Source organism: Microbacterium maritypicum, assembly GCF_041529975.1.
Lineage (GTDB): Bacteria > Actinomycetota > Actinomycetes > Actinomycetales > Microbacteriaceae > Microbacterium.
Genome location: NZ_CP168030.1, coordinates 2488413 through 2510739, shown reverse-complemented (window position 1 = coordinate 2510739; position 22327 = coordinate 2488413). Strand labels below are relative to the sequence as shown.

Here is a 22327-nt window from a genome sequence, read left to right as displayed (position 1 = left end):
GCGGTCCGTGCGACAGAGCAAACTCACGGCACGCCCAGGGTATTCCCGGCCCAGACGCCGCATGCGTGACACCATGAACGGACACCCATCAGAGGGGCATTCGCATGGAAAACGTCACCATCGTCGGCACAGAAGCAGGAGTCCTCGTACTCGCGACCGAGTCGGGCGAGCGGTTCTCGCTGCCCATCGACGACGTGCTGCAGCGTGAGATCCGTCGCGCCACCCGCCAGGCAGAGCCCACCGCGCAGAAGCTCGCCGCGAGCCCGCGCGACATCCAGGCGCAGATCCGCGCCGGACTCACGGCTCCCGAGGTCGCCGAACTGCTGGGAATCAGCGTCGACGACGTCGCCCGCTTCGAAGGTCCGGTCCTCGCCGAGCGCGAGCACATCATCGGCCAGGCACTCGCGGTTCCCGTGCTGATCGGCAGCGAGGTCGAACCAGACGCCCAGCCGACCTTCGGCGTCGCGGTCCGCGCGAAGCTCGCCGAGGTCGCAGCGACGGCGGAGCGGTGGGCGAGTTGGAAAGAGGATTCCAGCTGGACGATCAAGCTCGAATTCACGGCGAACGACGTCGACCACGATGCCCGCTGGAGCTTCGACCCTCGCCGCAGCGCTCTCTCGCCGCTGAATGCCGACGCCACCCAGCTCTCGCGCCAGGGATCATTGCCCGAAGGGCTCATCCCGCGCCTTCGTGCCGTGGATGCGGAACGCACCAACTCCCCCTACAAGGACGAGAGCCGGTTCGACTCCGGCGCCTTCGGTCCGCGTCTGCTTCCGGCGCCGGAAGCGGAGTTCGAAGACCCCTCGCTCCCGGAGCGCTCCGACATCGCCGCGCAGGATGCCGCCATCAAGCGCGCGCCTTCCGCGCAGAACACGAGCCCCGAGACCGCAGACCTGCTGGAGGCGCTCCGTCGCCGTCGCGGTCAGCGCGAGACCGCTCCGCTACTCGACGAGCCCGACGATGACGAGCACTCCGACCCGATCTCGCTGTTCGACGCCCTCGAGCAGCCCGATGACGAGCCCGAGCCGGCGCAGCCTTCGGCCCAGGCCGCCCCTTCCGACGCCGGCGACTCCGGCGGTCGCCGTCGCCGCCGCAATGCCATGCCTTCGTGGGACGAGATCGTCTTCGGAGCTCGCACCGACGAGTGAGCGGCGCCGAGGAGTGACGGCTCCTCTGCCGGTTCGCGCTGGCAGCGTCAGCGCGCGAACGCGCCGAGCCTGATCAGGGGCACCTGCCGCTCCTCGGGCGTGAGCGCTCCGTGCTGCCCGATCATGCCGCGCCCGCGCTGGTCGGCCGCAGTGCCGTCGTAGAGGGCCCAGGTGCCGCGGGCGATGGCGAGCAGGTCGCCGATCCGTGCCGACGCTGCTGCGGTGACAGTCGCGCCGAACAGTCCGCCGCGGGTGGCTTCCTCGCGGGTGACGACGTCGGCGACCCCCTCCAGATCCGCCCGCCACCGAGCAGAGACCGCCGCGGCGTCGGCGTCGGGGTCGAGGTAGACGTGCAGCATCCGCGGCTCGCCACCGACGTGATGCACGCCCCGCAGATGCGACTCTTCCAACACGACCTGGCGATCCGCTCCGACGTCGACCATCCCGTGGTCCGACGTGACGAGCACCCCGACGGCCGGTGGCACCCGCGTGGCCAGAGCGGCATCGATGTCCTCGAGCGCCGCGACCCACTCGCGAGACGCGATCCCGTGCTTGTGGCCGGCCTTGTCCACCTCGGGCAGATAGCAATAGACGAGGGATCCCGGGTGGGTCTGGGCGAGCGTGTACGCGGCTTCGATGCGCGCTGCCGCCGTGGTCGCGGCGACGAACTCCGCGCCTCGGAGCGTGGCTTTCGTGAATCCACTGTGCGCGTATCCGGCGAATCCGACCGCGAAGCTCTCGTGTCCGTCGCGACCTGCCCGTTCGAAGATGGTCGGCACCGGCTGCCAGGTGAGCGGGTCGATCCCGTCGGTCTCCCAGCCGCTGAGCTGATTGACGAGCACGTCTCGGCTCACATCGAGCACCCGGTAGCCGACGAGGCCGTGCTCCCCCGGCCACACTCCCGTGACGATGCTGGTGAGTGCGGCGGCCGTGGTCGAGGGGAACACCGACTGCGCGACATCCTTCTTCGCCATGCCGGCCGTCAGCGTGCGGGCGTGACCAGCATGTGCGCGGAGGCTGATCGCCCCGAGACCGTCGACGACGACGAGGACGACGGAGTCCGCACGCGGAAGCGCCTCGGATCCGCCTCGGAGCGCGGCGAACAGGTCGTCCGCCACCCCGACGACGCTCCGGGCGCTGGGCGACGCGGACGGTAGCATGAGGGACATCCGAGCCAGTCTGACACAGGCTCCCGTACGCCCTCAGGAAGTCCATGCCGAAAACCCCGCCGCCCGAGCCCGTCGAGGAGCGCATCCAGGACATCGATCTCTCCGCCGAGATGCAGGGTTCGTTCCTCGAGTACGCGTACTCGGTGATCTACTCCCGCGCTCTGCCCGATGCCCGTGACGGTCTGAAGCCGGTGCAACGCCGCATCCTGTACCAGATGGCCGAGATGGGGCTGCGCCCCGACCGCGGCCACGTCAAGAGCGCCCGTGTCGTGGGCGAGGTGATGGGAAAGCTCCACCCTCACGGCGACTCCGCGATCTACGACGCGCTGGTTCGTCTCGCGCAGGAGTGGGCGCTGCGTGTGCCCCTGATCGACGGCCACGGCAACTTCGGATCCCTCGATGACGGTCCGGCGGCTGCGCGGTACACCGAGGCCAGGCTTGCCGCGGCGGCGCTCGCCCTCACCGAGAACCTCGACGAAGATGTCGTCGACTTCATCCCGAACTACGACGGTCAGTTCCAGCAGCCGGCTGTGCTGCCGGCCGCGTTCCCGAACCTCCTCGTCAACGGCGCCAGCGGTATCGCCGTGGGCATGGCTACGAACATGGCGCCGCACAACCTCATCGAGGTCGTGGCGGCCGCGACCCACCTGCTCGAGAACCCGGATGCCACCACCGAGGAGCTGATGGAGTTCGTCCCCGGTCCCGATTTCCCCTCGGGCGGCATCCTGATGGGTCTCGACGGCGTCAAGGACGCGTACGCGAACGGACGCGGAGCGCTCAAGGTCCGCGGTAAGACGTCGATCGAGCCCCTGGGTCCGCGGCGCACCGGGATCATCGTCTCCGAGCTGCCCTACATGGTGGGCCCGGAACGCCTGATCGAGAAGATCCGCGACGCCGTGCAGGCGAAGAAGCTGCAGGGGATCAGCGACGTCACCGATCTGACCGACCGCAACCACGGGCTTCGCGTCGCGATCGGCGTCAAGACCGGGTTCGACCCGAACGCGGTCCTCGAGCAGCTGTACCGCCTGACCCCGCTCGAGGACTCGTTCAGCATCAACAACGTCGCACTCGTCGACGGCCAGCCGCGCACCCTCGGCCTGAAGGAGATGCTGAGCGTCTACGTGGGCCATCGCCTCGAAGTGATCACGCGGCGGAGTCGCTACCGCCTCGCGCGCCGCGAGGAACGTCTTCACCTCGTCGAGGGCTTGCTCATCGCGATCCTCGACATCGACGAGGTCATCCAGGTCATCCGCTCCTCCGACGACTCGGAGCAGGCGCGCACACGTCTGCGCTCGGTGTTCGATCTGAGCGAGCTGCAGGCCGAGTACATCCTCGAGCTTCGACTGCGGCGCCTGACCAAGTTCTCACGCATCGAGCTCGAGACCGAGCGCGATGCGCTGCTGGCGGAGATCGCCTCGCTCCGTGAGCTGCTCGGCAGCCCGGTGCTCCTGCGCGGCGTGGTCGCCAAGGAGCTCGATGCTGCGGCCGATGCCTACGGCACACCGCGCCGTACGCTTCTGATGAACGCCGCTCCCCCGAAGCCACGAGCGACCAAGGGAGCGGTCGATCTGCAGATCGCCGACGCCCCCACGGTCCTGGCCCTCTCCACCACGGGCCGCGCCGTGCGGGTCGACCTCGGTGAGGGGCAGGAGCTCACGGTTCCGGCACGCCGCAGCAAGCACGACGCGATCCTGACGACGGTCGAGACGACGGTCCGCGCGGAGATCGGGGCTCTCACCAGCCTCGGCCGTGTCGTGCGCTTCTCCCCCGTCGACCTGCCCTCCGTCCCCGCGACCTCCGTCCAGCTCGCTGCGGGGACGCCGCTGCGTGACTACCTCGGGATCACGACCAGGAACGAGCGGATCCTCGGGTTCGTGCGTTTCGACAGCGAGACGCCGATCGCCCTCGGGACGGCGCAGGGAACGGTGAAGCGCATCGTCCCGTCGTCGCTGCCGGTGCGCCCCGACCTCGAAGTCATCGGCATGAAGCCCGGCGACACGGTCGTGGGAGCAGCAGAGGCCCGCGACGACTCCGATCTCGTGTTCGTCACGAGCGATGCCCAGCTGCTCCACTTCCCCGCCGCGAACGTGCGCCCTCAGGGAGCACCTGCGGGCGGCATGGCCGGTGTCAAGCTCGGCTCCGGTGCGACCGTGCTGTTCTTCGGCGTCGTCGATCCCACGGCGGAGGCCGTCGTGGCGACGGTCTCCGGTGGCGAGAGCATCCTGCCCGGCACGGACCCGGGACGTGCGAAGGTCTCGGCCTTCACGGAATACCCGGCGAAGGGCCGCGCGACGGGCGGCGTGCGCGCGCACTCGTTCCTGAAGGGCGAAGATCGGCTCACCGTCGCCTGGGTGGGACCGAACCCGCCTTTGGCTGTCGACCCGACCGGCGCCGTGCGCAAGCTCCCTGAAGCCGGAGCACGACGTGACGCCTCGGGTCAGCCCATCGACGGCGTGATCGGCAGCATCGGCCGCACACTCGTCTGAGAACGGGAGACGGGCCGCGGCGATCCGCGGCCCCTCTCCCGTTTCTTCACCCGATCGGGGTCAGGCGTCGATCGATTCGCGCGACAGCCGGTCGGACGAGTCGATGATGAACTCGCGGCGCGGCGCGACCTCGTTGCCCATCAGGAGCTCGAAGACACGGCCCGCGGCCTCGGCATCCTCCATGCGCACCCGACGCAGCAGGCGGCCGGAGCGGTCCATGGTCGTGTTGGCCAGCTGCTCGGCGTCCATCTCACCGAGACCCTTGTAGCGCTGGATCGGCTCGTGCCAGCGCTTGCCGGCCTTGCGGAGCTTCGTCAGGAGCGCGTGCATCTCCTGCTCGCTGTACGTGTAGATCGTCTCGTTGGGCTTCGACCCCGGGTTCATGACGATGACCCGGTGCAACGGTGGAACGGCGGCGAACACGCGTCCGTCCTCGATCAGCGGCCGCATGTAACGGAAGAACAGCGTCAGCAGCAGCGTGCGGATGTGCGCGCCGTCGACGTCGGCGTCGCTCATCAGGATGATCTTCCCGTAGCGAGCGGCGCTGAGGTCGAACGTGCGGCCGGAGCCGGCACCGATCACCTGGATGATCGACGCGCACTCGGCGTTCGACAGCATGTCGCCGACGGAGGCCTTCTGCACGTTGAGGATCTTCCCTCGGATGGGCAGCAGGGCCTGGAACTCACTGTTGCGCGCGTTCTTCGCGGTACCGAGGGCCGAGTCGCCCTCGACGATGAAGAGCTCGCTGCGGTCCACCTCGTTCGTTCGGCAGTCGACGAGCTTCGTGGGAAGGGTCGACGACTCGAGGGCGTTCTTGCGGCGCTGCGTCTCCTTGTGAGCTCGCGCCGATACGCGCGCCTTCATCTCGGAGACGATCTTGTCGAGCAGCTGCGCCGCCTGGTTCTTGTCGTCGCGCTTGGTCGAACTGAAGCGCTCCCCCAGGTCCTTGCGGATCACCTGGGCGACGATCGCGCGCACCGCCGGCGTGCCCAGGATCTCCTTGGTCTGGCCCTCGAACTGCGGCTCCGGGACGTTGACCGTCAGGACCGCCGTGAGACCGGCCAGGACGTCGTCCTTCTCGAGCTTGTCGTTACCGACCTTGAGGCGGCGCGCATTCTGCTCGACCTGGGCACGCAGCACCTTCAGGAGCTCCTGCTCGAAACCCTGCTGGTGGGTTCCGCCCTTGGGCGTGGAGATGATGTTGACGAACGAACGGACGCGGGTGTCGTAGCCGGTGCCCCAGCGCAGCGCGATGTCGACTCCGCACACACGCTCCACCTCGGTGGAGATCATGTGCCCGTCGGCCTGCAGCACGGGAACGGTCTCCTTGAACGTCCCTTCCCCCTGGATGCGCCAGGTGTCCGTGACCGGAGGATCGATCGCCAGGTACTCGACGAACTCCGAGATACCGCCCTCGTACAGGTAGGAGGTCTCCACGGGGCCGAGCGTGGTGGTCTCACCGTCGGAATCAGGGATCGGGACGACCTGACCGGCAGCGCGCTCGTCCTTGACGACGATCTCGAGCCCCGGAACGAGGAAGGCCGTCTGGCGCGCCCGCGTCTCGAGCTCCGCGAGTTGGAAGGCCGCATCCTTCGTGAAGATCTGACGGTCGGCCCAGTAGCGCACGCGGGTCCCGGTGACGCCGCGAGGCGCCTTGCCGATGACGCGGAGCTCGCTGTTCTCCTGGAACGGTGTGAACGGGGCGTCCGGGCGCTTCTCTCCCGAATCCTTGAAGATGCCGGGCTCGCCGCGATGGAACGACATCGCATAGGTCTTCCCGCCACGATCCACCTCGACGTCGAGGCGCTCCGAGAGCGCGTTCACGACCGATGCGCCGACGCCGTGCAGACCACCCGATGCGGCGTAGGAGCCACCGCCGAACTTTCCGCCCGCGTGCAGCTTGGTGTAGACGACCTCGACGCCGGTGAGGCCGGTACGCGGCTCGACGTCGACGGGGATGCCGCGGCCGCGATCATGGACCTCGACGCTGCCGTCGGCGTGCAGGATGATGTCGATCTTCGTGCCGTTGCCTGCCACCGCCTCGTCGACGGAGTTGTCGATGATCTCCCAGAGGCAGTGCATGAGGCCCGGCGAGCCGTTCGACCCGATGTACATGCCCGGGCGCTTGCGGACAGCTTCGAGCCCTTCAAGCACCTGGAGATGGTGGGCAGAATACTCGGCATTCACAATCTCTGAGTCTATTCTCGCGACCTGCGCTCCAGCCGCAGACACTCCCCGCGCGCGTCCAGTCCGTTCCCGTCCCGTACGCGCTGAGCGAAACACGCCGCAAACCGGGCATGCACACAGGTGCAGCGTGGTTGTATTGACCAAATCAGCAAGCGAAGCCGACACCCGAGGAGGCACCGAGATGAATGCAACGACCGAACGTGACACCTCCACCATCGAGTTCCGTCTGACGGCCATGGATCGTTGCGATTCCTGCGGCGCTCAGGCGTACATCGCCGCCGAGGTGAACGGCTCCGAGCTCCTGTTCTGCGCCCACCACGGCCGCAAGTACGAAGAGAAGCTCCGCAGCATCGCGACCAGCTGGCACGACGAGACAGCACGCCTGATCCAGGCGGTCTGACGCCTGTCAGTCCTGTACGACCCGGCGGACCCGAGCGGTCAGCCGGGTGAGGATCTCCTCGCCCACCGTGTCGATACGCTCAGCGAGAGTGGTTGCCGACGATTCTCCGCGCTCACCCGCGCCGAACAGGGTGACCTCGTCCCCCACCCTGAGGCCCGGCCACCCGGCGACGACCGACGTCGTCTGATCGACGGCCATCAGATTCCGGGCACCGTCCGGCGTCCCCACGTCGACACCCCTGAGGGTCGAGGGGAAACCGTCGAAACTGCCGATCGAGATCACGGCGTCGCCTGCGTCGACATCGACCACGGTCGCCACCAGACTCGCCACCGGACGGACGCCCGGCAGCTCAGGGCCGTCGGCGGAACGGATGCCGTAGCAGAACGCTCCGATTCGCGACACCGTGCCGCGCATCTCGGGACGCCACCAGGATGCCGCTGAGGCCGTCAGGTGCAGCGAAGCGGGGACCGGCCCCGACTCCCCAACGACGCGCACCGCGTCCAGGAACACCTCTTGCGCATCGTCGTCCTCCTCGTCGCTCGCCTCGGCGATGTGACTCCACACGCCATCGAGCTCGAGGAGTCCTGCGCGCTCCGCCGCCCGGGCCTCCGCCACCGTCGCGGCCCAGTCCTCCGGCAGGATCCCGTTGCGGTGCAGCCCCGTGTCGATCTTCAGGTGCACGCGCGCACACACGCCGAGGGCTTCGGCGCGGGTGATGATCCGCCGCAGGTAGGCGATCGTTCCCACTCCGAGATCGATCTGCTGCAGGAGGGCGTCGTCGACCTCAGCATCCGTCGATGTCGCCCATGCGAAGATCCGCGCATCCCCGCCGGCGATGCGTCGAACGCTCAGCCCACCGGCGATGTCGTAGCTGCCGAACCGCTCGACGCCTGCCTGGACCGCCGTCTCGACGGCCCACGCGAGTCCGTGTCCGTATGCGTCGTCCTTGAGCACGAGCATGAGGGCCGACGGCGCGATCCGCGTGCGCACGGCCTCGATGTTCGTGCGGAAGACGCTGCTGCTGACGCGCAGCTCCGGGCGGCTCATGCCTCCCACCCCCGAACCGCGTGTGCACCGGCCACCGTGACGAGCTCCGCCGCCGCCATCCGGGTGACCGCGCTCCATCGGGCGAGTCCGTCCGCAGCGGTGCCGTGTCCACCGAAGTAGGTGACCTCCGCGCCGGCTTCGACTTCGGAGCCGGCGAGGTCGACGACGCAGACATCCATGGCGACGCGCCCGATGATGGGTCGCGCGACACCGTCGATGTCGACGAGCCCCTGGTTCCCGAGCGCTCGCACGATGCCCTGTGCGTAACCGCCCGTCACGAGCGCCACCGTCGTGTCTGCGGACGCGCGGTAGGTGTAGCCGTACGAGACTGCGTCGCCGGCACGAAGGCGCTTGGTGGACAGCACGCGGCCGGTGAGGCGCATCACGGGCTCCGTCACGAGGACGCCTGACTCATCAGGAAGTCCGTACAACAGAGTCGGATCGATATCGGCGTCGCCGGAGGTCACCCCGACGATCCCCTCCAGACGCAGCGCCTCGACCTCTCCGTCGGCGTCGACCAGCACCTGCTCCGCGCCGGCGGCGGTCACCGCCTGAGCGACAGCGAGCACGCCGTGCCCCCAGGCATCGCGACGCAGATCGGCGACGCGCCCGCCGGCGATCACCGCCGCTGACGCCCCTGCAGCCAGGGCAGACCGGGAGATGATCGCTCGCGGCAGGGCGCTGGAAGTCGTCTCACACACGTCCTCCACCCTAGCTTCCGACTCCCAGGTGGACCTGCGCGGCCCCCGTAGACTGGTGGAGACCCCGACCCTGGAGCCATATGTCTCGTCTTTCCCTCACGCCCCGCATCCGCTACCTGCTGGGACGTGCCCGCCGCATCGATGTCGGATCGGTGGTGGAACGAGCGAAAGAGGCTTCGGAGCAGCACCACAAGGCCGTACCCGGCATCATCGTCGACATGCTGTGGTCCGCCGCCCGTCACAACGTCGGCTTCCAGGACTACATCGACTACGACTTCGCCATGCTCACCAAGGCCGAGCGCGAGACCTACATGACGCATCCGGTGTCGAACCAGCTCTCGCAGCGGTACGACCACCCGGACTACCGCTGGATCTTCCAGGACAAGGTCGAGTTCGACAAGCAGTTCTCCGCGTTCCTGAAGCGCGAGTGGATGGTCGTCGAAGAAGGCAACGCCGACGCCGTGCGTGAGCTCACCCAGCGCCTCGGCACGATCGTGACGAAGGAGCCGGTGGGGCAGGCCGGCACCGGAGTGCACCGCTACCACGCTGCCGACATCGAGGACTGGAACGAGTTCCACCGCGGACTGCTGGAGCGCGGCGAACTGCTCATCGAAGAGGTCATCCGTCAGCACGACGCCCTGGCGGCCGTGTGCCCCGGCACCGTGAACACCACCCGCATCACCGCGTTCTTCGACGGCGAGAAGGCGCACATCCTCGCGATGGCGCAGAAGTTCGGCCGCGGCGAGGTCAGCGATCAGATGACCTTCGGCGGCTTCTACACGATGCTCGATGAGAACGGCCACGCCGTGGGAGCCGGGTACGACTCGCACGGGCACGTGCACGAGACGCACCCCGACTCGGGTTTCCGCATCGCCGACTTCCAGTTGCCGTACATGGACGAGGTGCGGGCATTCATCGATGAGGTCGCCCGTGTCGTGCCGCAGGTGCAGTACGTCGGCTGGGACATCGTCGTGTCCCCCGACGGCCCCGTGCTCGTCGAGGGCAACTGGGGCGCCGGCGTCTATGAGAACAAGCCCAGCGTCACCGGCATCCGCACCGGTCACAAGCCCCGCTATCGTGAGGTCATCGGCTTCTGAACCATGAAGAGAAAGGCCCCGGATGCTCGAGCATCCGGGGCCTTCTTCGTGAGTTCCGAGAGATCAGATCGCGCGGACGATACCGAGCGGCGTGGACTCGAGGCCCTGGCCGAGCGGGTTGTCGCCGAGGATCTTCACCAGGCGGCGCTCACCGTCTTTGTCGAGCGTCGAACCGAGGATGTTGCCACCGAGATCGTTGATGTCGACCACGGCGACCTCCGCGTGACCGCCGACGAGCTTCTTGAGGCGGGCCGCGACACCGTCGGGATCCTTCGGCCCGAGCACGACCGCCTCGTTGTACGGCGGGATCGTGTGCTTGGTCGGTCCGTCGATCGCGCGTGCCTTATCGCCCGCGATGCGATAGAAGTCTCCCCGGCGACCGAACGCCTTGGTGACCGCCGCCACGGCCGAAGCGAAGAGGATCCGCGGCGTACCGCACTCCCGCAGCGCCATCTCCATCGTCTCCGGCATGCCGAGCCCGATGCCGTACGGCGTGCGTGTGACGTACTTCGACAGGAACAACGCGAGCTTGCGCGGCTTGATCTCATCGAGACGGTACGACCGCCCCTGCGTGATCGCCACGATCTTCTCGGTCACGAACAGCAGGTCGCCCGGCTGCACCGCGTCCTTGGCGTACTCGGTGATGATCGCATCGAGGTCGTCCTCGGGCATGACCACGCGAGTGCGCAGCGGGATGCGCGCATAGTTCTTGCCGTCGACGCTCGCCTCGAGAGCCTTGCCGTCGTTCGCCTGGCTCATTCGAGGTAGTCCCGCAGGGACTGCGAACGGCTCGGGTGACGCAGCTTCGCCATCGTCTTCGACTCGATCTGGCGGATGCGCTCGCGCGTCACGCCGAACGTGTCACCGATCTGGTCGAGGGTCTTCGGCTGACCGTCGCCCAGGCCGAAGCGCATGCGGATCACGCCTGCTTCGCGCTCGGAGAGCGAGTCGAGCAGCTGTTCCAGCTGACGCTGCAGCATGGTGAATCCCACGGCGTCTGCGGGGACCACGGCCTCGGTGTCCTCGATCAGGTCGCCGAACTCGCTGTCGCCGTCCTCACCGAGCGGAGTGTGCAGCGAGATGGGCTCGCGGCCGTACTTCTGCACCTCCACGACCTTCTCCGGCGTCATGTCCAGCTCGCGGCTGAGCTCTTCCGGAGTGGGTTCGCGACCGAGGTCCTGCAGCATCTGACGCTGCACGCGGGCGAGCTTGTTGATGACCTCGACCATGTGCACCGGGATGCGGATCGTGCGGGCCTGGTCGGCCATGGCACGGGTGATCGCCTGGCGGATCCACCAGGTGGCGTAGGTCGAGAACTTGAAGCCCTTGGTGTAGTCGAACTTCTCCACAGCGCGGATCAGCCCGAGGTTGCCCTCCTGGATCAGATCCAGGAACTGCATGCCGCGGCCCGTGTAGCGCTTCGCGAGGGAGACGACGAGACGGAGGTTGGCACCGAGCAGGTGGCTCTTCGCGCGCTGGCCGTCGCGGGCTACCCACTGCAGGTCGAGTCCGAGCTGGCTCGTCTTCTCGGCCGCCGTCATCGCCGACAGCTTCTCTTCGGCGAACAGACCCGCCTCGATGCGCATGGCGAGCTCGACCTCTTCGGCCGCGTTCAGTAGCGCGACCTTTCCGATCTGCTTCAGGTAGTCCTTGACGGGGTCAGCCGTCGCACCGGTGATCTGCGTCGAGTAGACCGGGACGTCTTCATCGTCGTTCGACGAGATGACGATCGCGCCGGTCGGCAGCGGCTCGGTGAACTTCGGCTTGGCGTCTTCGTCCTCGTCGTCGTCGACAGCGGCCACGGCAGGAGCCTCGTCTTCTTCGACGACGTCCTCGGCCTTCTTCTTCTTGACGGGGGCGCGCTTTGCGGCAGCACGCTTCGCCGCGCTCAACGGCGCGGGCTTCTCGGGCGCATCGGCCTCGACCGGAGCGTCGGCGGTCGTCTCTTCGGCAGCCTTCTTCGTCCGGGTGTTCTTCGTCGTGGCAGGAGTCACGTTTCGCCTTTCACGGAGCTGCTGTGTAGCCCCGGGACATTTCGGACACTAGTAAGACCCTTGTCAAGTCCAGCGTTCGAAAACACTGATTGACAACGGGTCAGAGTCCTAGTATCGCACACGTGTGGCGATGCGGACGCATTCCGACGAAGTTCTGCCGTATCGATCTCACCCGCGACCGGGCTTGTCCTCGTCGCCGGAGGGACGAGAGGCGAGATAGCGCTCCAGCTCAGCCGCCAGTTCATCGGCGCTGGGCAGGTCGCGCTCGCTGAATCCGCCCTCGTCGTAGGAGTCGTCGTCGGGGTTACGCCCCGCCATATAGGCGTCGTATCGGCGCTCGAGGTTGTGCAACATCTGCTGCAGCTCGTCGTTCCCGGCGACCTGCTCCCCCACTCGGGTCAGGTAATCCTCGCGCCGCTCCTGCACCGCGTCGAGCATGAGCACCAGGCCCGTCGAGGCCATGAGCTTCTCGGCGGCGGCGATCACGGCATCGGGGTTCTCCGTCTCCGCGAGATAGTGCGGCACCAGGAGCACGAATCCGACGGCACGCTCGCCGCGTTCGATGAAGCGGTACTCGAGCAGGTGTCCCGCGGTGGCCGGCACCTGTGTGCGCGGCCTCCACACCGAATGCGCAACCGTGAGGTCGCGTCGGTTGCCACTCACCGTCGTGCCGATCGGACGCGTGTGCGGCACCGGCATGGCGATCGAGTGGACCCAGTGGAGCCCGGAAACCTCGAACTCCGCGGCCAGATCCAGCACCGTGCTCGCGAACGCGTTCCAGGCGAAGTCCGGCTCATAGCCGGCGAGGAGCAGGAAGGGCCGATCCAGGGCATCCGTCGCGAGGGAGAGCTCGAGCCGGGGCGGACGGAACTCGGTGAGGTGATCCTGATCGAAGGAGATCACCGGACGCCGTGCGCGATAGTCCAGCAGAGCGTCGTTGTCGAAGACGACGACCGGCTCGGGCGACGCGGTCTCGCGCAGGTGGTCGATGAGCCCGGAGACAGCGCTGCCCGCATCGGTGAAACCGGTGAGGAGAACCACCAGGGGCAGGCCGTGCGGCACTGTCGGCGCATTCGCGACACGTTCGTGGATCTCACCGGAGAAGGGCATGCCTCCATGCTACGAGCAGGTCCGGATACCGGGGCGCGACGCATCATGCTGAGAGCGAACACTCCCCTGGGCGGCGGACGACCATGCTGCGGCGAAGATCCTAGGATGGAAGACATGACGCTTCCCGTGCTCTCGCACACCACCGCTCAGTTCCCCGGAAGCGCTGCAGATGCCGCAGTGCTCGTCGTCGCCACTCTTCCCGAGTCTGCGGAATCGCTGTCCGCCTACCCCGGCCTGGCGGACGCGCTGGCCGGCATCGGATTCACCGGCTCCGCCGGATCATTCGCCCGTGTGCACCTCCCCGAGGTCAGCACCTTGCCGTTCGCGGTCGTGGGAGCAGGCGACAAGCCCGATGCCGCCGCCGTGCGCAATGCGGCCGGCACCGCGCTGCGCTCCCTCACCGGATTCGACCACGTCGCGCTCGGTCTCGCCGACGGCCTCGAGGGGTTCGCCCCTGCAGCGGCCGAGGGCGCGGTCCTCGGCGGCCACCGCTTCGACGGATACCGTTCCGAGAAGGGCAAGACCCGCGCCACCGCGGTCACCCTCCACGCGGTGCTCACTGATGAGGAGGCAGCCCATGCCCAGACCATCGGCGATGCGGTGGCGCTGATCAAGGACCTCGTCAACGTGCCTGCCGAGTGGCAGAGCCCTGCGCAGCTCGCGCAGAGTGCCGCCGACAGCGTCGCCGACCTCGACGTCACGGTCGAGATCCTCGACGAGAAGGAGCTGGCGGAGAAGGGCTTCGGAGGCATCCTGGGCGTCGGACAGGGCTCCGACCGACCGCCGCGGCTCGTGCGCCTCGACTACTCCCCCGCGGGTGCGAATCGACACATCGCCCTCGTCGGCAAGGGCATCACATTCGACACAGGGGGACTGTCCCTGAAGCCCGCGGCGTCGATGGTCGGGATGAAGTTCGACATGGCGGGAGCGGCCACGTCTCTCGCGGCGCTCCGCGCGATCGCCGCGCTGCAGCTGCCGGTGCGCGTGACGGCGTGGCTCTGCATCACCGACAACATGCCGTCCGGGCGAGCACTCCGTCCCGGCGACGTCATCCGCATCCTCGACGGCACGACCGTCGAGGTCCAGAACACCGATGCCGAAGGCCGCCTCGTCCTCGCCGACGGCCTGGTCGCGGCGAGTCGCGAGCAGCCCGACGTGATCATCGACGTCGCCACTCTCACGGGTGCGATCGTCGCCGCCCTCGGGCACCGGCACACGGGCGTCTTCGGCGACGACGACACCGTCGCCGAGTTCCTCGCCGCCGCCGAGCAGGTCGACGAGCCCGCCTGGCACATGCCGCTGCCGAGCTACATGGAGGAGTCCCTCGAGTCGCCCATCGCCGACCTGCAGAACGCGAACATGGGTGACCGGATGGGAGGTGCCTCGTTCGCCGGTCTGTTCCTGCGCCGTTTCGTCGGCCGCACTTCCGAGGCCGAGGACGCCCCGCGCATCCCCTGGGTCCACCTCGACATCGCCGGCTCCGGCGAGCACGGCGGATCACCGTACGGCTTCACGGAGAAGGGCCCCACGGGGGCGATGGTCCGATCGATCGTCGCCTTCGCCGCAGCATCCCACAAGGAGGCATGACACATGACAACCCACACCTTCGACGTCGTCGTCCTGGGCGGCGGCAGCGGCGGCTACGCCGCGGCTCTGCGCGCGAGTGAGCTCGGCAAGTCCGTCGCACTCGTCGAGAAGGACAAGGTCGGCGGCACCTGCCTGCACCGCGGCTGCATCCCGACCAAGGCGCTGCTGCACGCCGCCGAGGTCGCCGAGCATGTGCGCGACGCCGCCTCCGTCGGCGTCACCGCGACGCTGGAGGGCATCGATCCGGCTGGTGTCCGGGCATACCGCGAGGGCATCGTCGCAAAGAAGTTCAAGGGACTCGAAGGCCTCGTGAAGGCCCGCGGCATCACGACCGTCGCCGGTCTCGGCCGACTGAACGCCGACCGCAGCGTCAGTGTCGGCGATGATGTGTACGTCGGCGCCGATGTGGTGCTCGCGACAGGCTCGTACAGTCGTTCACTTCCCGGCCTCGACATCGGCGGACGGATCCTCACGAGCGAGCAGGCGCTCGCGCTCGACGTCATCCCGGAGCGCGTCCTCATCCTCGGCGGTGGCGTGATCGGCGTCGAGTTCGCCAGCGTGTGGCGCTCCTTCGGTTCCGAGGTCACGATCATCGAGGCTCTGCCGCACCTGGTTCCGAACGAGGACATCGCCCTCAGCAAGGGCCTTGAGCGCGCATTCCGTCGTCGCGGCATCCAGTACTCGCTCGGTGTCCGCTTCCAGACGGCGACGCAGGACGACTCCTCGGTCACCGTCACGCTCGAAGACGGCAAGGAGTTCACGGCCGACTACCTGCTCGTCGCGGTCGGACGAGGCCCCGTCACCGCAGACCTCGGATTCGAAGAGGCAGGCGTCACCCTCGACCGCGGCTTCGTGACGGTCGACGAGAACCTGCGCACCGGCGTTCCCGGGGTCTGGGCTGTGGGGGACATCGTTCCCGGCCTGCAGCTCGCCCACCGCGGATTCCAGCAGGGCATCGCCGTCGCCGAACGCATCGCCGGTCTGTCCCCCGCGAACATCCCGGACGTGCAGATCCCCAAGGTCACGTACTCGAGCCCCGAGGTCGCCTCGGTCGGCATCACCGAGGAGGCTGCGATCGCCGAGCACGGTGCCGATGCGGTCGCCGCTTACGAGTACAACCTCGCCGGCAACGGCAAGAGTGAGATCATCGGGACGAGCGGGCTCGTCAAGGTCGTCCGGCTCAAGGACGGCCCCGTTCTCGGCGTGCATCTGCTCGGCGATCGCGTCGGCGAGCTCATCACAGAGGGACAGCTCGCTGTCGCCTGGGAAGCGCATCCTGAGGACATCGCCCCCCTGATCCACGCCCACCCGACCCAGAGCGAGGCACTCGGCGAAGCCTTCCTCGCACTGGCCGGCAAGCCCCTGCACGCCCTCTGAGCACCAACCGGTGCCCGAGTCACTAAGCTAGACAAGCGTCATACAACTTCTTGAAGGAGACTCAGTCATGAGCACATCCGTCGTCCTCCCCGCTCTCGGCGAGAGCGTCACAGAGGGTACGGTCACCCGCTGGCTCAAGCAGGTGGGAGACACCGTGCAGGCGGATGAGGGCCTGCTCGAGATCTCGACCGACAAGGTCGACACCGAGATCCCCTCCCCCGTTTCCGGCGTGATCGAGGAGATCCTCGTGGCCGAAGACGAGACCGTCGAGGTCGGTGCGCTTCTCGCGCGAATCGGCGATGGCAGCGAGTCGGCCCCTGCGGGAGACGCTCCTGCTGCCGCCGAGGCTGCACCCGCTGAAGCCTCGCCCGCCGAGGCCGCGCCCGCGGAATCCGCACCTGCGGGGGCCGCACCTGCCGCTGAGGCCCCCGCACCCGCCGCGGAGACGCCGGCTGCAGAATCCGCTCCCGCCGGCGACGCGACCGACATCGTGCTTCCCGAGCTCGGCGAGAGTGTCACCGAAGGCACCGTGACCCGTTGGCTCAAGCAGGTCGGCGACAGCATCGCCGTCGACGAGGCGCTTCTGGAGATCTCGACCGACAAGGTCGACACCGAGATCCCGTCGCCGGTCGCCGGTGTGCTGCAGGAGATCGTCGCCGGCGAAGACGAGACCGTCGCCGTCGGTGCTGTCCTCGCTCGCGTCGGTTCCGGCGCTGCAGCGGCAGCTGAGGCACCGGCCGCTGCGGCACCTACTGCCGCCCCGGCTCCCGCTCCTGCCGCGGCTCCCGCACCCGCCACCGCACCGGCACCCGCACCCGCCGCCGCACCGGCACCGGCTGCTGCTCCGGCTCCGGCCGCTGCTGCTCCGGCCGCTGCTGCTCCGGCTCCGGCCGCTGCTGCTCCGGCCGCTGCTGCTCCGGCTCCGGCCGCTGCTGCTCCGGCCGCACAGAAGCTCGCGCTGCCCACCGAGAACGACAACCTGTACGTGACGCCGCTGGTGCGCCGCCTCGCCGCACAGCAGGGCGTGGACCTCGCCTCCGTCACCGGAACCGGTGTGGGTGGCCGCATCCGCAAGGAAGACGTCCTCAAGGCTGCCGAGACCGCCACGGCACCCGCTGCGGCAGCCGCGTCGGCCCCGGCACCGCTCGAGGTGTCTCCGCTGCGCGGCACCACGCAGCCGATGTCGCGCCTGCGCAAGGTTCTGGCGAAGCGCGCCGTGGAGTCCATGCAGCAGACCGCTCAGCTGACCACGGTGGTCGAGGTCGATGTCACGGCGCTGGCCGACTACCGCGACAGCGTGAAGGCCTCGTTCCTCGAGAAGACCGGCGACAAGCTGTCGTTCCTGCCGTTCTTCGCGCTGGCGACCGCGGAGGCGCTGCAGGCGTTCCCGATCGTGAACGCGACCGTCGACGGTGAGAACATCGTGTACCCGGCGAGCGAGAACGTGTCGATCGCGGTCGACACCGAGCGCGGTCTGCTCACGCCTGTGCTGCGCGACGCGGCCTCGAAGAACATCGCGCAGATCGCACACGAGATCGCTGATCTCGCCGCCCGCACGCGTGACAACAAGCTGAAGCCGGACGAGCTCGCCGGAGGGACGTTCACGCTGACCAACACCGGTTCGCGGGGCGCATTGTTCGACACCCCGGTCGTCTTCCTTCCGCAGTCCGCGATCCTCGGCACCGGCACGGTCGTCAAGCGTCCCGGCCTCGTGAAGGTCGGCGGTGCGGATGCCATCGCGATCCGTTCGTACGTGTACCTCGCCCTCTCGTACGACCACCGGATCATCGATGGTGCGGATGCAGCACGGTTCCTGGGTGCGGTGAAGGCCCGCCTCGAGTCGGCGCAGTTCGCCGCTCAGCTCGGCGCCTGACCGATAGAGCACCTCATGGCTGGTCCGCGACGTCATACACGTCGCGGACCAGCCATTTCTCTTCCGTCCGGATGAGGACGACCATCATGTGCGCCGGTTCCCGAGAGTTCACCTCTCCGGCCTCCTCATCGCCATGACCGACCTCGAGCCGCACGACGGCGACGTCCCCGTACTCGTCGACCAGCTCGACGGCGGTCCCCTCCGCAGCCCCGAGCTCTTTCACCACACCGTCAGACCCTGAGGCCACGGCCTCAGGGCACGCGACGTCGGCACGAGCACGGCAGGTCGTGATCGACGTGAGCAGAGCTGCCGCTGCGGCCACAGGATCGGCTCCTCCCGACGAGCTGCTCCTGTCCGGATCTCCACCTGCCCTCGTCTCGTCTGCCGTCCCCTTCTCCGTAGACCCCTCGGATTCCTCGTGCGCCCCGGCGTCCTCCGACGCGGGCGTGGCCGATGGCTCACCCCCCGAGGGTGCCGATGCCGGTTCGGCCGCCCGCCGCCCTCCTGCATCAGCAGCCTCGCCCGGCTCGCCACCGTCCGGCCACAGCAGGCCCGCGGCGAGCACGACGACCGCCACGGCTGCCGCCACGATGAACGGACGTCGCCGCGAGTGCGACCGCGTGCCTTGATCCCCTGCCTCACCCGTCCTTCGGCCTCGCCGCCCCGGTACCCCCGCCGCGATCCGCGCGTACGCGACCCGGAAGGACTCCTTCGCGGCGTCGGCGAGTGTCACGGCTGTGGTCGCGATCCCCCGGCTCCCGCGGCGACGATCCGCCCGCAGACGCTGACCGTTCCGCGAAAGGACCGGTTGATGCGCCGTGATCACGCGCGCGACCTCCCTCGCACGCTCCGGCGCATGCGACCCGCGATCGAGAGGTTGTGGAGCAGCGACGCTCAGGAGCTCTTGCTCCCACACATCGAGGAGCCGGCGCGGGATGCGCGGCTGTGTGGCGGCCTTCTCGAGCCCCTTCTCGATCACGCTGAGCGCCCGCGTGAGCACCTTGTCGGTGCTGTCTTCGCCCAGTCGCCGGACGATCTGCGCCGCTCCTTCTCGCGCATCCACCCCTGCTCCGAAGACGAACATCGGCCGTCCGCCGTCGGTCACCCACCATGCTCCGGTGCGTGTCCCCTCCGCACCATCGCCGATCTCGTCGACACCGCGCAGCAGGCTGATCACGAGGGTGCAGCACTCCCCCGGTTTCAGCACTGCCCCCGTGGCCGATCGACGGATCAGGAGCCCCAGCACCTGATCCGTGCACCACGGGAGCAGCACATCGTGGCCACCGCCTCGTCGGATGACGTCGATCGGTGCGGCCACATGCTCCGCCCCCGAGTGCCGCCATCCGATCCATCCTCCGAGAGCCGAGGCGTCCACCCGCACCGCCACTGCGTCCCCCGAAGTGACCAGTGCGCCCTCGAACGGCCCCTCATCCGCGTCGAGAATCCGAACGACCCGATGCGCGGCCGGAAGAAGGGCCGTCCCCCGAGCGTCATGCGTGCCGATGTCTGTCATTCCTCCATCACAGCCCACCGCACACCGGAATCTGCGTGATCCGGGCCTCACCGAACGGGTTCCGGCCGATGCCGAGAATGTGCAGGAAGAGTGCCGTCACATCCGACTCCGCTTCACGCGAACGGCGACATCACGAGGGCTGCGGACTCGGTAGGCTGGTCCCCATGGCAAAGCGTGCTCCTGAACCCGAAAAGCGTCCTGGGTTCTTCTCCCAGATCAAGTCCCTCTTCCGGTTCACCCGTGAGGCCTACCCGTGGCTTCCGTGGGCTCAGCTCGCGATCCTGGTCGGCGGCGTCCTCATCGGCCTCGTCGCCGGCTACCTGATCCCGCCGTTCCAGATCTGGACCCTCGTCCTCTGGGGCATCACGGGTCTCATGCTCGGCGTCCTCGGCGCGCTGTTCCTCATGACCCGAATGTCGACTTCGGCCATGTACACGAAGATCGACGGCATGCCCGGCGCCACCGGCCACGTGCTCAGCACCAGCCTCGGACGCAGCTGGCAGGCGTCGGAGACGCCCGTCGGCATCAACCCGAAGACGCAGGAGGCGGTGTACCGCACCATCGGTCGCGGTGGCATCGTCGTCGTGGGAGAAGGTGCGCGGGGCCGCCTGACCCGCCTCGTCAACGAGGAGCGGAGCAAGGCCCAGCGCGTCGCGCACGGAGTTCCCGTCACGGTGCTCTACGTCGGGCACGGCGAGGACGAGGTCGCGATCGCCGACCTGGCGAAGACGATCAAGAAGCTCCCGAAGGCCATCGACAAGACCACGATGGCAGCGGTCATCCGCCGCGTGGACTCGGTCTCGCAGTCGCTGTCTTCGCTGCCGATCCCCAAGGGGATCGACCCGACGAAGGTGCGCTCGCAGCGACCTCGTTGAGCCCAGCACTCCGAAACGAAGAGCGCGGCCGTCCTCCTCTGAGGGTGGCCGCGCTCTCGTTCATTCGGAGAGCGGCTGCCGAGGCAGGCGACGGACCTTCGCACGCCGACGACGACGCTCGGGAACCATCGAACGCATCTCATCGAGCTTGCCGAAGCAGAACAGTCGGTCGTCCGCCTCGAGGACCACGTGCTTGCGCGGGTTCGGGATCACGCTCACGCCGCGGTGGAGCGTGAGGACCGTGATGTCGCGTTCCCAGAGGCCCGCCTCGCCCAGAGTCTTGCCGACCAGGTCGACGGCGCCATGCACCATCAGTTCCGCGACGCCGTATCCCGTCGAGACCGTGAGCCGCTGGCGCACATCGATCTCGGGGAACGCGACCTGACCGGCGATGTAGTCGATGATCGCGCCGGCGACATCGAGCTTCGTCGCCGTCTCGATGCCCTGCAGTCCCGGTGAGGAGTTGACCTCCATCACCAGTGGCCCGTCGTCGCCCTCGAGCATGTCGACGCCGGCGACCCGCAGCCCCATTATCTGCGCGGAACGCACGGCGGCGCGCTCATACACGGGGTCGAGTTCGACGGCCTCGACGGATCCCCCGCGGTGCACGTTCGAGCGGAATTCGTCTCCGGCGGCCGAACGCCGCATCGCGGCCACGACACGGTCACCGACGACGAGAGCCCGGATGTCGCGTCCGCGACTCTCCGAGATGAATTTCTGGATCAGCACGTTCTGCTTGGTGGAGTGCAGCGTCTCGATGATCGCCTCGGCCACCTTCACCTGGGGCGCGAGGATGACTCCGATCCCCTGGGTTCCCTCCAGCAGCTTGATCACGACCGGCGCCCCTCCGACGCGCTCGATCGCCGGACGCACGTCTGCGCGATTGCGCACGAATGCCGTCGGCGGCATCGCGATGTTGTGCCGTGACAGGATCTGATTCGCGCGGAGCTTGTCCCGTGCGCTGGAGATCCCGTTCGCGGTGTTCGGCGTGTACACGTCCATCTGCTCGAACTGCCGCACCACGGCGGTGCCGAAGTAAGTGATCGAGTTGCCGATGCGGGGCAGGATCGCGTCGTAGTCGCTGAGCTGACGACCCCGATAGTGGAGGTCGGGTTCATCGGCCGTGAGATCGATCGCGAAGCGCAGCGTATTGAGCACCTTGACGTTGTGTCCGCGCTGAAGCGCAGCTGCGCGCAGTCGCTGGGTGGAGTACGCCTGCGGCGCACGGGAGAGCACTGCGATCTTCACGGGGGATTTTTCCTGCCAGGATGTATCAGGTGAGTAGGACTACCCCCCATTCAAACACCCTTACGGGGTGGCGAGAATGGGTGAGCCTGCCCGATCTCGGAGTCGACTGGCTGAAAGCCAAGATCGACACCGGTGCGCGCACCTCCTCACTGCACGCGTTCGACATCGTCGAGTTCGAACAGGACGCCCAGCCCTGGGTCCGTTTCAAGGTCAAACCCTGGCAGGACAGCCAGGAGGACGCCGTCGTCGTCGAGTGCCCGGTCCACGACCGGCGCGCCGTGCGCAGCTCGTCGGGGCACGCACAGGAGCGCCTCGTGGTGGAGTTGTTGATCCGCCTCGTCGACCGCGAAGTGCTCGCCGAGGTGACGCTGAGCAACCGCGACGAGATGGGCTTCCGGATGCTCATCGGAAGAGAAGCGCTGCGACAGGGATTCTCGGTCGACCCGGCACGATCGTTCCTCGGGGGGCGAGCGCCCCGTGAAGCGCGTCGCCGCAACCGCGGCAAGATCTGAACG

At 68.1% G+C, this 22327-nt stretch carries 18 protein-coding genes; 9 read left to right on the top strand and 9 right to left on the bottom strand.

The window, feature by feature from the left end:
* Positions 1-104: 104 nt before the first annotated feature.
* Complete coding sequence (gene sepH / locus ACCO44_RS12180; protein WP_105710031.1) at positions 105-1148, top strand: septation protein SepH; 1044 nt, start codon at positions 105-107, stop codon at positions 1146-1148.
* A gap of 47 nt (positions 1149-1195) precedes the next feature.
* Here the strand turns inward: sepH and ACCO44_RS12175 are convergent, their stop codons facing one another.
* The gene (locus ACCO44_RS12175; protein WP_372466724.1) at positions 1196-2317 is read right to left on the bottom strand and encodes an alkaline phosphatase family protein; all 1122 of its coding nucleotides are present in this window, start codon (positions 2315-2317) and stop codon (positions 1196-1198) included.
* A 44-nt stretch (positions 2318-2361) separates the two neighbouring features.
* Between ACCO44_RS12175 and ACCO44_RS12170 the strand changes: the two genes are divergently transcribed.
* Positions 2362-4803 carry a DNA topoisomerase (ATP-hydrolyzing) subunit A gene (locus ACCO44_RS12170; protein WP_372466723.1) on the top strand — a complete coding sequence of 814 codons (2442 nt, stop codon included), beginning with the start codon at positions 2362-2364 and terminating at the stop codon, positions 4801-4803.
* 60 nt (positions 4804-4863) lie between these two features.
* Here the strand turns inward: ACCO44_RS12170 and ACCO44_RS12165 are convergent, their stop codons facing one another.
* On the bottom strand, positions 4864-6990 hold the full coding sequence (locus tag ACCO44_RS12165) for a type IIA DNA topoisomerase subunit B (RefSeq protein WP_372466721.1): 2127 nt from the start codon (positions 6988-6990) through the stop codon (positions 4864-4866).
* A 181-nt stretch (positions 6991-7171) separates the two neighbouring features.
* Between ACCO44_RS12165 and ACCO44_RS12160 the strand changes: the two genes are divergently transcribed.
* Positions 7172-7390: a hypothetical protein gene (locus tag ACCO44_RS12160; protein ID WP_029263258.1), complete on the top strand. Its 219-nt coding sequence runs from the start codon at positions 7172-7174 to the stop codon at positions 7388-7390.
* A gap of 6 nt (positions 7391-7396) precedes the next feature.
* Here the strand turns inward: ACCO44_RS12160 and ACCO44_RS12155 are convergent, their stop codons facing one another.
* Together ACCO44_RS12155 and ACCO44_RS12150 are read right to left on the bottom strand one after the other, a co-directional pair.
* Positions 7397-8437 (bottom strand): alanine racemase, encoded by a 1041-nt coding sequence (locus tag ACCO44_RS12155; RefSeq protein WP_372466720.1) that lies wholly within the window; start codon positions 8435-8437, stop codon positions 7397-7399.
* On the bottom strand, positions 8434-9138 hold the full coding sequence (locus ACCO44_RS12150) for an alanine racemase (protein ID WP_262001010.1): 705 nt from the start codon (positions 9136-9138) through the stop codon (positions 8434-8436). The genes ACCO44_RS12155 and ACCO44_RS12150 overlap by 4 nt, the downstream gene beginning before the upstream one ends.
* Positions 9139-9218: 80 nt before the next feature.
* Here ACCO44_RS12150 and ACCO44_RS12145 point away from each other — a divergent pair, with 80 nt between their 5' ends.
* Positions 9219-10235: a sugar-transfer associated ATP-grasp domain-containing protein gene (locus ACCO44_RS12145; RefSeq protein WP_029263255.1), complete on the top strand. Its 1017-nt coding sequence runs from the start codon at positions 9219-9221 to the stop codon at positions 10233-10235.
* Positions 10236-10298: 63 nt separating this feature from the next.
* On the opposite strand, the gene ACCO44_RS12140 is transcribed toward ACCO44_RS12145, so the two are convergent.
* From ACCO44_RS12140 to ACCO44_RS12130, 3 genes are all read right to left on the bottom strand, one after another.
* On the bottom strand, positions 10299-10994 hold the full coding sequence (locus ACCO44_RS12140; protein WP_029263254.1) for a coenzyme F420-0:L-glutamate ligase: 696 nt from the start codon (positions 10992-10994) through the stop codon (positions 10299-10301).
* A complete protein-coding gene (locus ACCO44_RS12135) occupies positions 10991-12229 on the bottom strand; it encodes an RNA polymerase sigma factor (RefSeq protein WP_029263253.1) in 1239 nt (412 codons plus the stop codon). The genes ACCO44_RS12140 and ACCO44_RS12135 overlap by 4 nt, the downstream gene beginning before the upstream one ends.
* A 168-nt stretch (positions 12230-12397) precedes the next feature.
* Positions 12398-13339: a proteasome assembly chaperone family protein gene (locus tag ACCO44_RS12130; RefSeq protein WP_262001011.1), complete on the bottom strand. Its 942-nt coding sequence runs from the start codon at positions 13337-13339 to the stop codon at positions 12398-12400.
* A gap of 114 nt (positions 13340-13453) precedes the next feature.
* On the opposite strand from ACCO44_RS12130, the gene ACCO44_RS12125 reads away from it, so the two are divergent.
* From ACCO44_RS12125 to sucB, 3 genes are all read left to right on the top strand, one after another.
* Positions 13454-14926 carry a leucyl aminopeptidase gene (locus ACCO44_RS12125; protein ID WP_262001012.1) on the top strand — a complete coding sequence of 491 codons (1473 nt, stop codon included), beginning with the start codon at positions 13454-13456 and terminating at the stop codon, positions 14924-14926.
* A gap of 3 nt (positions 14927-14929) precedes the next feature.
* A complete protein-coding gene (gene lpdA / locus ACCO44_RS12120; protein ID WP_262001013.1) occupies positions 14930-16303 on the top strand; it encodes a dihydrolipoyl dehydrogenase in 1374 nt (457 codons plus the stop codon).
* A 67-nt stretch (positions 16304-16370) separates the two neighbouring features.
* Complete coding sequence (sucB, locus tag ACCO44_RS12115) at positions 16371-18176, top strand: 2-oxoglutarate dehydrogenase, E2 component, dihydrolipoamide succinyltransferase (RefSeq protein ID WP_372466717.1); 1806 nt, start codon at positions 16371-16373, stop codon at positions 18174-18176.
* A 13-nt stretch (positions 18177-18189) separates the two neighbouring features.
* Here sucB and ACCO44_RS12110 read toward each other — a convergent pair whose 3' ends face one another.
* Complete coding sequence (locus ACCO44_RS12110) at positions 18190-19689, bottom strand: hypothetical protein (RefSeq protein ID WP_372466716.1); 1500 nt, start codon at positions 19687-19689, stop codon at positions 18190-18192.
* A 164-nt stretch (positions 19690-19853) separates the two neighbouring features.
* Between ACCO44_RS12110 and ACCO44_RS12105 the strand changes: the two genes are divergently transcribed.
* On the top strand, positions 19854-20564 hold the full coding sequence (locus tag ACCO44_RS12105; RefSeq protein WP_105710038.1) for a DUF4191 domain-containing protein: 711 nt from the start codon (positions 19854-19856) through the stop codon (positions 20562-20564).
* Positions 20565-20624: 60 nt separating this feature from the next.
* On the opposite strand, the gene ACCO44_RS12100 is transcribed toward ACCO44_RS12105, so the two are convergent.
* Positions 20625-21812, bottom strand: coding sequence for a RimK family alpha-L-glutamate ligase (locus ACCO44_RS12100; protein ID WP_029262827.1), 1188 nt, complete (start codon positions 21810-21812; stop codon positions 20625-20627).
* 20 nt (positions 21813-21832) lie between these two features.
* Between ACCO44_RS12100 and ACCO44_RS12095 the strand changes: the two genes are divergently transcribed.
* Positions 21833-22324: a RimK/LysX family protein gene (locus ACCO44_RS12095; RefSeq protein WP_029262828.1), complete on the top strand. Its 492-nt coding sequence runs from the start codon at positions 21833-21835 to the stop codon at positions 22322-22324.
* Positions 22325-22327: the final 3 nt, after the last annotated feature.